This is a genomic window from Bradyrhizobium guangdongense (genome assembly GCF_006483445.1).
Lineage (GTDB): Bacteria > Pseudomonadota > Alphaproteobacteria > Rhizobiales > Xanthobacteraceae > Bradyrhizobium > Bradyrhizobium guangdongense_A.
On record NZ_PPPT01000136.1, the window covers coordinates 1 to 11,936 of the forward strand.

Sequence of the window (11,936 nt, forward strand, 5' to 3'; positions counted from 1 at the left end):
TGCACCCGCACCGTGGCGCGGCCGGGATCGTCAGTGAAGCCGACATGCAGGTCCGCGCCCCAGGGAACCGAGGCGAGCTGAACCGAAGTGTCGCCGAAGGCGATGCAGGGATGCGAGGCCGATCCGAGCTCGCCGCGGGAAAACACCGCGGCTGCGATGAGGGGAACGGCCGAAGCCAGGATCTTGAAACGCAACATGACACTCTACTCGCCAAAGCCGGGCCGAAGGGAACCGTGCGCTTATGGTTTGCAGAGAGTAAAGGAAACTCGTTACCGCCGGGTTGACGCGCGCCGCGCGTCACGCCATCTGGCGCACATCCTCCGCGAGTGCCCGGTAGGACAGCGCTTCGGCCAGATGCAGCCTGCCGATTTTTTCGGCGCCGTCGAGATCGGCGAGCGTGCGTGCCACCCGCAGCACGCGGTGATAGCCGCGCGCCGACAGGCGCATGGTTTCGGCGGCGTCGCGCAGCAGTTTTGCGCCTTGCGCATCCGGCTTTGCGATCTCCTCCAGCACGGAGGCCGGCGCCTCGGCATTGGTGCGGATCTGCGGCAAGCCTGAAGCCTGATAGCGCGCGAGCTGGACGTCGCGTGCGGCGGCGACACGTGCGGCGACTTCGGCGGAACCTTCCGCCGGCGGCGGCAGGATCAGATCGGCCGCCGTCACGGCAGGCACCTCGATGCGCAGATCGATGCGATCCATCAGCGGGCCGGAGATGCGGGCCTGATAGTCCGACGTGCAGCGATCGACGCGGCCGCGCTTGCAGGCATAGCCGGGCTCAAAGGCGTTGCCGCAGCGGCACGGATTCATCGCGGCGACCAGCATGAAGCGGGCAGGGTAGGTGACACGGTGATTGGCACGCGAGACCGAGACCTCGCCGTTTTCCAGCGGCTGGCGCAGCGAATCCAGCACGCGCGGATCGAACTCCGGCAATTCGTCGAGGAACAGCACGCCCTGATGCGCGAGCGAGATCTCGCCGGGCCTTGCGCGCGCGCCGCCGCCGGTCAGCGCCGCCATGCTCGCGGAATGATGCGGTGAGCGGAACGGCCGCTGCGCGGTCAGCGCGCCACCTTCGATCTCGCCGGCAACGGAGGCGATCATCGAGACTTCGAGCAGCTCGCCGGGCGACAGCGGCGGCAGAATCGAGGGCAGGCGGGCCGCGAGCATCGACTTGCCGGCACCGGGCGCGCCGATCATCAGCAGATGATGTCCGCCGGCCGCCGCGATCTCGAGCGCGCGCTTGGCGCTTTCCTGGCCCTTGATGTCCCGCAGGTCGAGCGTTGACGCAGCCGCCTCGTGCACTTTGGGCGCAGGCCGCGAGAGCACCTGCGTGCCCTTAAAGTGGTTGGCGATCTGGATCAGCGAGCTTGCCGCAATGATCTGGATGTCCGGGCTTGCCCAGGCCGCTTCCGAGCCGCAGGAGGCCGGACAGATCAGGCCTTCCTCGCGCACATTGGCGCCGATGGCGGCGGGCAGCACGCCCGCGACGGGCGCGATTGAACCATCGAGCCCGAGCTCGCCGAGCACGGTGAAGCCTGTCAGCGCATCCGGCGGGATGGCTCCGATGGCGCCCATCAGGCCGAGTGCGATCGGCAGGTCGTAATGGCTGCCTTCCTTCGGCACGTCGGCCGGCGCGAGATTGACGATGATGCGCCGGGCCGGTAGCGCGAGCCCTGAGGCGATCAGCGCCGAGCGCACCCGCTCGCGCGCCTCCGACACCGCCTTGTCGGGCAGGCCGACGATGATGAAAGCCGGCAGGCCAGGGGCGACCTGCACCTGCACGTCGACCGCGCGGGCCTCGATCCCCTCAAAAGCGACGGTGGAAACGCGCTGAACCATGCCCGACGAAGCCTGCCCTCTCGCACAATCAAGGGTAGCGGAATTGGGTTCCTTTGGCAAGAACATTACAGGAACATCACCGCTAGGGCGGGCAATTCCTAACGAAGGGTAGAGGGGAAACGGACATCAAGCCTCGATTAAGCGTCGACTACGCCTCGAATGCGACCGGTTCCGCTCAGCACATCCCAACACATGTCCGCTACAGATGATGGTGCGGGATGGGCCGTGTTCTAACAGCGAATGGTCGAAATGCTTGCAAATCGCCGGAGAAGCGAACGTCGGGTGTGCAGTCGGCTCGCCAAGATTCATTTTGGGGCGGGCTCCTTGCCGCGTGACTGCACGGTTACGGATATTTCGGATGGTGGCGTGAAGGTGGTGGCCGAGTTTCTCGAGGTGCCGCCGCAATTCACCATCATCTTCGCGCCTGATTACAGCCGCCAATGCCGCCTGCGTTGGCGCATCGGCTGCGAATTCGGTGCTGAATTCACCGATTAGAGCATGATCCGGAAAAGTGTGAAGCGGTTTTCCGGGACAATCATGCGCAAATAGACAAGAGACAAGGCGCGATATTCATCGTGCCTTGGCCGTTCCTTAACGGGAATTTAGCGTTAATCGGGAAGCATCTCTGATCAGTCGCCGACAGTAGATCAGAGTATATGTCCCAGCGTTTCTTCCGTTCGTCTTCCCCGGCGAGAGTTCTACTGCCTGCGCTTTTGGTGCTGGGTCTGTGCGGTTGCCAGACCGCCGGCCTCGAGGACGTCACCGGCGCGCTGGGCAGCAAACCTGACACGACGCGTGCGGCTGAAGCGAGGCCCGATCTCGACGGCTTGCGCGAGCGCTATCGCGCCAAGCAGAACGATCCCCAGGTCGCGCTCGCCTATGGCAAGGCGCTGCGCGAGAGCGGCCAGCGCTCGCAGGCGGTCGCAGTGCTCGAGCAGGCCGTGCTCGCCCATTCCGGCAACAAGGCGTTGCTCGCGGCCTACGGCCGGGCGCTCGCCGACAACGGCAATTTCCAGCAGGCGTTTGACGTGCTGGCCAAGGCGCATACGCCCGAGGATCCCGACTGGCGCATCCTGTCGGCGCAGGGCGCGGTGCTGGACCAGATGGGCCGCAACGAGGAAGCGCAGCAATATTACGCCAGCGCGCTGAAGATCCGGCCCGACGAGCCGTCGGTGCTGTCGAATCTCGGCCTGTCCTATGTGCTGCAGAACAATCTGCCCAAGGCCGAACAGACCTTGGGCCGTGCCTATGAGCGCAATTCGCGCGATCCGCGCGTCCGCGCCAATTTTGCGCTCGTGCTGGGGCTGCAGGGCCGTCAGGCCGAGGCCGAAATCCTCGTGAAGGCGGATCTGCCGCCCGCCGAAGCTGCCGCGAAGGTCAACGCGCTGCGCGAGATGCTGGCGAAGAAGCAGCAGCGGGCGGACAGGTAATCCTAGCGCCGCGCTTGATTGCAGTTAGACTTACGATGCCTTGCGATGCGGCGCGCTTTCGCGCCGTGACGTCCGGGCCTTCAGCTTCTTCAGGAGCGGACCGAGCAGCGAGCGCTTCGGCTTCCTGACCTCGCCGCGTCCGGCGAGCCGGTTGGCGATATCCTGGAACGTCTCGGTGATGCGGTGACTCTTGGAGATCTCCGCGATCATCTGGCCGTTGTTGGCCGCCATCGAGAACAGCTTCGAATCGAACGGAATGACCGCGATCGGCTGGCTTTCCATGGTCTTGGCGAACGCCTTGACCTCGATCTCCGCCCGCTTGTGCATGCCGACCTGGTTGATGCAGTAGAGCGGCGGGCGGTCGTTGGGGCGCGCGGCCTTGAGCACGTTGAGCATGTTCTTGGTGTTGCGCAAGTTCGCGAGATCGGGCTCCGCCACGATCAGGATGTCGTCGGCACTGACCAGTGCGCGCCGCGTCCAGGCCGACCATTGATGGGGCACGTCGAGCACGATGCACGGCGTCGTCATGCGCAGCGTGTCGAACACGGCATCGAACGCTTCGGCGCCGAAATCATAGACACGGTCGAGCGTCGCAGGCGCCGCGAGCAGGCTGAGGTGATCGGTGCATTTGGCGAGCAGGCGCTCCATCAGCGCCGTGTCGGGCCGGTCCTGCGACAGCACCGCATTGGCGATGCCCTGCACCGGATCCTGGTTGTAATCGAGGCTGGCGGTGCCGAAGGCGAGGTCGAGGTCGATCACGACTGAGTCGAGCGACAAATCGCGCGCGATCGTCCAGGCGACGTTATGCGCAACGGTTGACGAGCCGACGCCACCCTTGGCGCCGACGACGGCGATGACGCGGCCGGTGATGATGGCCTCGGACGCCGAGAACAGGCTGCAGATCGAGCGGACGACGTCGATGGTCTCGACCGGTCCGACCACGTAATCGTTGACGCCGCGGCGCACGAGCTCGCGATAGGGCGCGGTGTCGTTGGGGTTACCGATCACGACCACGCGCGTGCCGGGATCGCAGACGCCGGCGAGATCGTCGAGGCCTTCGAGGATGTCGCGCGTGCCGTCGGATTCGATCACGATGACGTTCGGTGTCGGCATCGTCTCATAAGCTTCGATTGCGGCGGCGAGGCCGCCGTCCTTGGCGGTGAGATGCGCTTTCGCAAGACGGCGATCCTGGCCGGCCGCCGTGATGGCGGCGAGTGTCTTGTCGGTCTCGCAATAGGCCTGCACCGAAATGCGCGGCACCGGCGCGATGTGCTCGTCGGGATGCCCCGGAAGGTCGGCTTCGTCGTCGTCGTGGCCGCTCATCATTTGCCCGTTTCGCTGAGTTTGGCCTTGTCGGCCTCGGGATAGGTGGTCGTGGTGGAGATGCCCTTGCGGTACTTGTCGTAGGCGATCGAACGCCGCGCAGTGTAGGCCGGCGTTTCAGCCCGCGGCTGCTCGAGGTCGGCCGGGTTGTCGATCATCGCGGCGAGATTGCGCTGCGTGGCGCAGCCGAGATTGAAGTAGGGACGGTTCTCGTTGTAGCCGGGGTCGAGGATCGACGGACCCACGTCCTCCGGCCACATCCCGCAGGGACCGGCGACCGCGGCGATCCGGGAATAGCTGAGACGAATGGTCGGCAGCAGGCCGGGATCCTCAGGGCGATAGGGGCGCTGGACCACGGCGCGCGACGGCACGCCGCCTGCGGCGAGCACGGAGCGGATCTCGCGATAGGCCGATGCGGCTGCGCGCGCATTCGCGGTGTCGACGGGCACGTCGACGATGACGGAGCCGGTGCCTTCGCGGACCCAGTCGCGCGCGATGCCGCTGACGTCGGCATGCTGCGCCGCCGACAGGCCGCCGCGCGACTGGCCGACAAAGATCACGATCGAGCGCTTGGCTTCCTGCACCGAGATCGGGTGGCGCAGCCGGTAATCGGTCGGCACCGACTGGGTGACGACCTCCTCGGTCGAGGTGCAGGCGCCGAGCGCGACGGAGAGCCCCATCAGCATGCCGGCAAGGCGCAATCTGTGATCGACCGGTCTTTTCGTCATCGCTTCATTCCCCTCGTTTGAAGCTTCGTCTCAGTCGACGATGAAGCCGAAATCGCCCTGCACCCCGGTGATGGGATCGACGCGGCGTGCGGCAAGGCCGTAAAGGCGGTTGATGCGGCCGAGCAGGGCGGATTGCGCGTCGGAGGCCGGCGCGAATCCGTCATCGGGACGCGACAGCTCCTTCTGCGCGACGGCCCGCACGACATAAGGCGTGACGATCACCATCAGCTCGGTCTCGTTGTTGACGTAGTCCTGGCTGCGGAACAGCGCGCCGAGGATCGGTATCTGGTCGACGCCGGGAAGTCCGTTGACCGCTTGGCGCGTCTGCTGCTGGATCAGACCAGCCATTGCCATCGAACCGCCGGAGGGAATCTCCAGTGTGGTCTCGGCGCGGCGGGTCTGGATCGACGGGATGGTGATGGAGTTGGTCGAGCTCGCACTGACAGCTTGCGACACCGTGATCGAATGCTGGTTCGACAGCTCCGACACTTCGGTCATCACCCGGAGGCTGATGCGGCCTTCGCTGAGCACGACCGGCGTGAAGTTGAGCGAGATGCCGAACTTCTTGAACGAGATCTGCGTGGTACAGACATGGGTCACGGGATCGCAGGCATAGCCTGCCGGGATCGGGAATTCGCCGCCCGCGATGAAGGTCGCGGCTTCGCCCGAAATCGCGGTGAGGTTCGGTTCGGCGAGCGTCCGCACCACGCCGGCGCTTTCCATCGCGCGCATCGTCGCGGTCACCGTCGGCAAGCCCTTCGCGATGCCGGAGGCGGTCAGCGCGTTGCCCGACACCAGCGGCACGCCGGAGGCCGTGAAAGGGTTGGCATTGTTGAAATTCACGACCGCCGTGCCGGCATTCATGCTGGCCGAGAGGTCGATGCCCATCTGCTTGACGATATCGCGCCGCACTTCGGCGACGACCACCTTCAGCATCACCTGGTCGCGGCCGCGCACGATGATGTTGTTGACGACCTTCTCGGAGCTGCCGACCAGTTTGGCCGCGACGTCGCCGGCTTGCTGGGCCTCGACGGGGCTCGAGACCGAGCCGGTCAGCATCACGCCGTCGCCGACGCCTTCGATTTGCACGTTGGGAATGGAGGCGCGCAGCGCCGCACGCACGCCGTTGAGATCGCGCTTCACCGCGATATCGTAGGCGGCAACCTGCTGGCCGTCGGCGCCGAAGAACACGACGTTGGTCTGTCCGACCGCGCCGCCGATGATGTAGGCGCGCTGTGACGAGCGGATCACGGCATTGGCGATCTTGGGATCGGCGACCAGCACGTCCTTGACGTCACGCGGCAGGTCGACGACGACGGACTTGCCGACGCCGAGCGCCAAAAAGCGCGTCCGCGCCGACGCGACGCTCGATACCGGCGACAGCCCGAGATCCGCCGCCGAAGCCGGCGTCTGATCGCCGACGCTCGCTTCGGCACCGATCGCCACAGGCGATCCGGCGACGACGCCGAGCATCAGCATGGCTCCCGTCCACATTGAGCGCGCGCGATCCCCCCGGATCCGCATCGCGCCCGGATGTCCCCCAGTCTTCATCTTGAACTTCCTCATCACTTCTGTGACGACGAGCTTTGAATGCCGTAACGGACGACATTCACGCTCGCCCCGCGCTTCGCGGGTTGCTCGTCAGAATCCTTTTTCTCGGTTGCGTTGGCGTCGACGATGCTGCGCAGCGCCAGCGCCAGGGTGCCGCTCTGCCGCGCGCGGGTCAGCGTCTCCGCCTGCTCGGGCTTCAGCTCCAGCGTCACCGTCTTGCCGAGGACGGCGTTCTGGCCTTCCTTCTCCTTCGGCGCCTGGTCGATCGCGAGGACGCGGATGTTCGACAGAACGACTTCGGAGGAGATGAGGTCGGAGGCATTGCCGCCGTTCGCGCCGGTGTTCTTGTCGCGGCGGGTCAGGATGACGTCGACGCGGTCGTTCGGCAGGATGAAGCCGCCGGCGCCGGTCTCCGCAGAAATTTCGGTCGAGATCGCCCGCATGCCGGTCGGCAGGATCGCGGCCATAAAGCCGGAGCCGTCGGCCTTGACCAGCTTCTGCTCGCGGATCGGCTCGCCCTGCATCAGGGGCGTGCGCGCGATCGAGCCGGCGAGTTGGGTTGCCGCATCGGGCCGGCCGTCACGGCGGATGAAGGCGCCGCTCGCGGTCGTCGCCGGCCAGGGCTGCCAGAGCAGGTCCTCAGGCTTGACGATCTGGCCGAGGCCGATGTCGTTCTTGGCGACCAGCACGTCGACCGTCGGCAGCTTCTCGACGACCGGTGCCGGTGTGGCAGGCTTGTTCTCGTAGCCGCTGGCGAGATAGGCGGCGACGCCGCCGGCGCCCAGCGCAATGACGAGAACGACGATGCGTGCGGTATTCATACGCTTACTACTCTCAACGCAGGTGCTCGAACCGCACAGGTGGCGGGCTCCCCCGTCTCGATGAGTAGGCCAGTAAAAGTATAAGGGATGTTGCAACCCCGAATGTGATCGTGCGTCACGCTGCGGGTTTTGGCCGCATGGTGAACGGAGCGTTATTCGGAAAGCAATAAGTCCGTAGATTTACGCGCGTAGCGGCGGTCCCGCGCCGCGTCATGGTGAACGCAAGGTTAGTTTGTCTGCGCGCGAGTGCTGACTGGTAGCCCGGATGGAGCGCAGCGTAATCCGCGAAACTGATCGTTGGGACGCAGGACCCGGATTACGCGTGCGCTCCATCCGGGCTACGGGAGCTGCGCACTACTTGCTCCGCTTCTTCTCGATCGTGTCCCAGATCTTTGCCGCCACGTCCGGACCGCCGAGCCGCGCGATGGCGCGGATGCCGGTTGGTGAGGTCACGTTGATCTCGGTGAGATTGCCGTTGATGACGTCGATGCCGACGAACAGCAGGCCACGCTCGCGCAGCGCCGGCCCGACGGTGGCGCAGATCTCGCGCTCGCGCGGGGTGAGCTCGGTCTCTTTCGCCGCGCCGCCGCGCACCATGTTGGAGCGCAGATCGTCGGCGGCCGGTACGCGGTTGACGGCACCGGCGAACTCACCGTCGACCAGGATGATGCGCTTGTCTCCGAGCTTCACCTCGGGGATGAATTGCTGGATTACCCACGCTTCCTTGAACGTTACCGAGAACATGTCGTAGAGCGAGCCGAAATTCATGTCCTGCGGCATCACGCGGAACACCGCCGCGCCGCCATGGCCATGCAGGGGCTTCATCACCACGGCGCCATACTTGTCGCGGAAGGCGTTGATCTCGTCGAGATCGCGCGAGATCAGCGTCGGCGGCATCAACTGCGGAAAGTTCATCACGAACAATTTTTCCGGCGCGTTGCGCACGCTTGCGGGATCGTTGACCACCAGCGTCTTGGGATGGATGCGCTCGAGGAAATGCGTCGAGGTGATGTAGGCGAGGTCGAACGGCGGGTCCTGCCGCAGCAGCACGACGTCAAAGCCGTTCAGCGCCTCGCGCTTGGCCTCGCCGAGCGTGAAATGATTGCCGGGCTCGTCGCGCACGGTCAAAAGCTGCACCGGCGCCACCAGCTCCTCGCCGACCATCGAGAGCTTGTCGGGGGTGTAATAGGACAGCCCGTGGCCGCGCTTCTGGGCCTCCAGCAGCAGCGCGAAGGTGGAATCGCCCTTGATGTTGATGCGGGCGATGGGGTCCATCTGGACGGCGACGTTCAGTTTCATGGGCGGCCTTTCAGGTCGAGGCGTCGAATGCCGCTAACAGATGGCGTGGAAGTCGGCGCGGCGCAATCAGCATGGCGTCGAATCGCAATTCAAATTCGGTATGCTCGGGATGCGCTACGAGCCAGCCTTGGGCGGCATTGACGATGCGCTGCTGCTGGCGGGGCGTCACGGCATAGGCTGCGTCATCGAGGCTGGCGCGCGCCTTGACCTCGATGAAGGCGATCAGATTGCGCCTGCGTGCCACGATGTCGATCTCGCCATGCGGCGTGCGATAGCGCTTTGCGAGGATGCGGTAGCCCTTGGCCATCAGATAGGCGGCGGCGCGGCTTTCGGCCGATAGCCCCGTGCGGAACGCGGCGACGCGTTCGGGTGACGCGACCTTTGGCTCGGCCGGCGTGGTGCCATCAGTCTTGGCGCCGTTAGTCCTGGTCATCGCTGCCTCGCAAGTCCTTCGCGAGCTCGAGCGCGCGGGCATAGATCTCGCGGCGGGAGCGGCCCGAGAGCTCGACGGCATGGGCCACGGCGTCCTTGACGCTGTGCGTGGCAAGTTGCGTGCGCAGGAGGTCGTCGAGCGCGTCCGGCGTCATGGCCTGGCTGTCGGCGGAAGGCGGCGCGATCACCAGCACGAACTCGCCGCGTGTTTCCAGCGTCGCAGCATCGCGCGCCAGCTCGCCGAGCGGGGCGCGCGAGATCTCTTCGTGAAGCTTGGTCAGCTCGCGACAGATCGCGGCCTCGCGGTCGCCCATGATCTCGGCGAGATCGGCGAGCGTTTCCTGCACGCGGTTGCCGGAGTCGAACATCACGAGGGTGGCATCGATACGGGCGAGCTCGGTAAGGCGGTTGCGCCGCGCGACCGATTTGGCCGGCAGAAAACCTTCGAAAAAGAAACGGTCGGTCGGCAGCGCGGCAACCGTAAGCGCCGCAAGCACCGAGGAGGGGCCGGGAAGGGCGAAGACCGCATGACCGGCGGCCGAGACTTCGCGTACCAGCTTGAAGCCGGGATCCGAGATCAACGGTGTACCGGCATCGGAGACCAGCGCGATCGAGCCGCCCTGTGCCAGCGCTTCCAGGATCCTTGGCCGCGCGGCTTCCGCATTGTGCTCGTGATAGGGTTTGAGCTGCGCCGATATCGCGTAGCGCTCGGTCAGCCGTCGTGTGATGCGGGTGTCCTCGCAGGCGATGACGTCGACCCCGGCCAGCGTTTCGAGCGCGCGGAGCGTGATGTCGCCGAGATTGCCGATCGGCGTCGCGACCAGATAGAGGCCCGGCGCCGCCTTCGGCGCTGCAAAGCGGTGCGCATCGATGGAAAAACCCCGCGCGGCGGCATCGACCGCGCCTTCAGGCGTATTTATCGGGGCTGGCTTTGCGCGCATACTATCAACTTAGAGGGAGAGAAGGGCTAGCGCCATATTCGCGGCCGAAACGCCACGTTGATGGCCGGGCCTCCGGAGGCGAACAGCTTGCCATGAAACACTGGCGATCGCGTTAGGCGATTATTATCCTTTTGTTTTGGTTAACTATTCGCCGACATTATGCCTGAATCCGCGTCTTCTTAGCGGAACTGAGACCCAGACCGGTTTCCACCGGTCGTTACAAGAGCTGCCATGGTGGGCCCGCGTCGTTTGAACTCGTCCCGTCCGGGTGCCCCTTCGCCGGGGGCGACCCGCCGGACCGCGCTTGGCCTTCTGCTGGGCGCACCCCTGCTGTCGGCCTGCGCCGGCGTGCAGCAGAGCCTCAGCCAGTTCTCCAATCCGTTCAGCTCCTCGCCGCCGCCCGGACCCGCCGGTCCGCCGCAGCAGGCCGCTGTCGCCGGCTCCGGCGGGGTCAAGGTCGGGCTGATCCTGCCTTTGTCCGCGGCCGGCAATGCCGGGCTCGCCGCGCAGTCTATGCGCAACGCGGCCGAGATGGCGCTTGCCGAGTTCCAGAATCCGAACATCCAGCTCCTGATCAAGGACGACAACGGCACGCCGCAAGGCGCCCAGCAGGGCGCGCAGCAGGCGGTCGAGGAAGGCGCCGAGATCATTCTGGGGCCGCTGTTCGCGCAATCGGTTCCTGCGGTCGCGCAGGTGACGCGTGCACGCGGCATCTCGGTGATCGCATTCTCGACGGATTCGAGCATTGCAGGCCGCGGCGTCTATCTGCTCAGCTTCCTGCCGGAGTCCGACGTCAACCGCATCGTCGAATATTCCGCCAGCATCGGAAAACGCTCTTTCGCAGCACTGGTGCCGGACAATGCCTATGGCAATGTCGTCGAGGCCGCGCTGAAGCCGGCGGTGCCGCGCCGCGGCGGCCGCATGGTCGTGTTCGAGAAATACGGCGCCGATCGCGCCACCGCCGCGCGCACGGTCGCGGCGCAGCTTGGCGGCGCGGATGCGCTGTTCATTGCCGATGACGGCGATTCCGTCGTCGCGGTGGCCGATGCGCTCACCGCCGCAGGCGCGAATTTGCGCAACATCCAGTTGCTCGGCACCGGCCTGTGGGACAATCCGCGCGTCTATGCGAGCCCGGCGCTGCAAGGCGGTCTCTACGCCGCGCCGGATCCGGCAGGTTTTCGCGCCTTCGCAGGTCGCTACCGCACCAAGTATGGCGGCGAGCCGGTGCGCACCGCAACGCTCGCCTATGACGCGGTCGCACTCGTGGCAGCGCTCGCGCGCACGCAGGGCGGCCAGCGCTTCACCTCCGACGTGCTCACCAACCCGTCGGGCTTTGCCGGCATCGACGGCCTGTTCCGCTTCCGCGCGGACGGCACCAATGAGCGCGGCCTCGCTGTGATGAAGGTCGCGCAAGGCGGCGGTGTCGCGGTCGCGGGATCGCCGAAGAGTTTTGGGGCGTAGCAGCAGATGGAGCTGCTGTAGGGTGGGCAAACGCGCGCTCTTCGCGCGCCGTGCCCACCATTTTTCCAAGCATGAGATAGACGTGGTGGGCACGCTTCGCTTTGCCCACCCTAC

Annotated in this window: 11 protein-coding genes and 1 pseudogene; 3 read left to right on the forward strand and 9 right to left on the reverse strand. The window is 65.8% G+C overall.

Annotation, left to right across the window (positions count from 1 at the left end; genetic code table 11):
* Positions 1-197: pseudogene (locus C2U70_RS19730) on the reverse strand (hypothetical protein); the annotation flags it as partial.
* A 100-nt stretch (positions 198-297) separates the two neighbouring features.
* Complete coding sequence (locus C2U70_RS19735; protein ID WP_140980091.1) at positions 298-1,836, reverse strand: YifB family Mg chelatase-like AAA ATPase; 1,539 nt, start codon at positions 1,834-1,836, stop codon at positions 298-300.
* A gap of 249 nt (positions 1,837-2,085) precedes the next feature.
* Between C2U70_RS19735 and C2U70_RS19740 the strand changes: the two genes are divergently transcribed.
* Positions 2,086-2,331: a PilZ domain-containing protein gene (locus C2U70_RS19740; protein ID WP_140980092.1), complete on the forward strand. Its 246-nt coding sequence runs from the start codon at positions 2,086-2,088 to the stop codon at positions 2,329-2,331.
* A 161-nt stretch (positions 2,332-2,492) separates the two neighbouring features.
* Positions 2,493-3,266, forward strand: a complete 774-nt coding sequence (locus C2U70_RS19745; RefSeq protein ID WP_140980093.1) for a tetratricopeptide repeat protein — start codon at positions 2,493-2,495, stop codon at positions 3,264-3,266.
* Positions 3,267-3,296: 30 nt separating this feature from the next.
* On the opposite strand, the gene C2U70_RS19750 is transcribed toward C2U70_RS19745, so the two are convergent.
* The 7 genes from C2U70_RS19750 to rsmI all read right to left on the reverse strand — a co-directional run bounded on the left by C2U70_RS19750 (position 3,297) and on the right by rsmI (position 10,361).
* The gene (locus tag C2U70_RS19750) at positions 3,297-4,589 is read right to left on the reverse strand and encodes an AAA family ATPase (RefSeq protein ID WP_140980094.1); all 1,293 of its coding nucleotides are present in this window, start codon (positions 4,587-4,589) and stop codon (positions 3,297-3,299) included.
* Positions 4,589-5,317 carry a CpaD family pilus assembly protein gene (locus C2U70_RS19755; RefSeq protein WP_140980095.1) on the reverse strand — a complete coding sequence of 243 codons (729 nt, stop codon included), beginning with the start codon at positions 5,315-5,317 and terminating at the stop codon, positions 4,589-4,591. Before C2U70_RS19755 ends, C2U70_RS19750 begins: the two co-directional genes overlap by 1 nt.
* Before the next feature lie 30 nt (positions 5,318-5,347).
* The gene (locus C2U70_RS19760) at positions 5,348-6,841 is read right to left on the reverse strand and encodes a type II and III secretion system protein family protein (protein ID WP_186294369.1); all 1,494 of its coding nucleotides are present in this window, start codon (positions 6,839-6,841) and stop codon (positions 5,348-5,350) included.
* 41 nt (positions 6,842-6,882) lie between these two features.
* Positions 6,883-7,689 (reverse strand): Flp pilus assembly protein CpaB, encoded by an 807-nt coding sequence (cpaB, locus tag C2U70_RS19765; RefSeq protein WP_140980097.1) that lies wholly within the window; start codon positions 7,687-7,689, stop codon positions 6,883-6,885.
* A gap of 354 nt (positions 7,690-8,043) precedes the next feature.
* Positions 8,044-8,988 carry a glutathione synthase gene (gene gshB / locus C2U70_RS19770; protein ID WP_140980098.1) on the reverse strand — a complete coding sequence of 315 codons (945 nt, stop codon included), beginning with the start codon at positions 8,986-8,988 and terminating at the stop codon, positions 8,044-8,046.
* Positions 8,989-8,998: 10 nt separating this feature from the next.
* Complete coding sequence (locus C2U70_RS19775) at positions 8,999-9,421, reverse strand: YraN family protein (RefSeq protein ID WP_140980099.1); 423 nt, start codon at positions 9,419-9,421, stop codon at positions 8,999-9,001.
* Entirely contained in the window at positions 9,408-10,361 is a 954-nt protein-coding gene (gene rsmI / locus C2U70_RS19780; protein WP_140980100.1) for a 16S rRNA (cytidine(1402)-2'-O)-methyltransferase, read from the reverse strand. The genes C2U70_RS19775 and rsmI overlap by 14 nt, the downstream gene beginning before the upstream one ends.
* Before the next feature lie 231 nt (positions 10,362-10,592).
* On the opposite strand from rsmI, the gene C2U70_RS19785 reads away from it, so the two are divergent.
* Positions 10,593-11,822 (forward strand): penicillin-binding protein activator, encoded by a 1,230-nt coding sequence (locus C2U70_RS19785; RefSeq protein WP_140980101.1) that lies wholly within the window; start codon positions 10,593-10,595, stop codon positions 11,820-11,822.
* Positions 11,823-11,936: the final 114 nt, after the last annotated feature.

Excerpts from the sequence above, each read along its gene's own strand:
- C2U70_RS19735 (WP_140980091.1), bottom strand. The coding sequence starts at position 1,836 with ATGGTTCAGCGCGTTTCCACCGTCGCTTTTGAGGGGATCGAGGCCCGC.
- C2U70_RS19740 (WP_140980092.1), top strand. The coding sequence starts at position 2,086 with ATGCTTGCAAATCGCCGGAGAAGCGAACGTCGGGTGTGCAGTCGGCTC.
- C2U70_RS19745 (WP_140980093.1), top strand. The coding sequence starts at position 2,493 with ATGTCCCAGCGTTTCTTCCGTTCGTCTTCCCCGGCGAGAGTTCTACTG.
- C2U70_RS19750 (WP_140980094.1), bottom strand. The coding sequence starts at position 4,589 with ATGAGCGGCCACGACGACGACGAAGCCGACCTTCCGGGGCATCCCGAC.
- C2U70_RS19755 (WP_140980095.1), bottom strand. The coding sequence starts at position 5,317 with ATGACGAAAAGACCGGTCGATCACAGATTGCGCCTTGCCGGCATGCTG.
- C2U70_RS19760 (WP_186294369.1), bottom strand. The coding sequence starts at position 6,841 with ATGCGGATCCGGGGGGATCGCGCGCGCTCAATGTGGACGGGAGCCATG.
- cpaB (WP_140980097.1), bottom strand. The coding sequence starts at position 7,689 with ATGAATACCGCACGCATCGTCGTTCTCGTCATTGCGCTGGGCGCCGGC.
- gshB (WP_140980098.1), bottom strand. The coding sequence starts at position 8,988 with ATGAAACTGAACGTCGCCGTCCAGATGGACCCCATCGCCCGCATCAAC.
- C2U70_RS19775 (WP_140980099.1), bottom strand. The coding sequence starts at position 9,421 with ATGACCAGGACTAACGGCGCCAAGACTGATGGCACCACGCCGGCCGAG.
- rsmI (WP_140980100.1), bottom strand. The coding sequence starts at position 10,361 with ATGCGCGCAAAGCCAGCCCCGATAAATACGCCTGAAGGCGCGGTCGAT.
- C2U70_RS19785 (WP_140980101.1), top strand. The coding sequence starts at position 10,593 with ATGGTGGGCCCGCGTCGTTTGAACTCGTCCCGTCCGGGTGCCCCTTCG.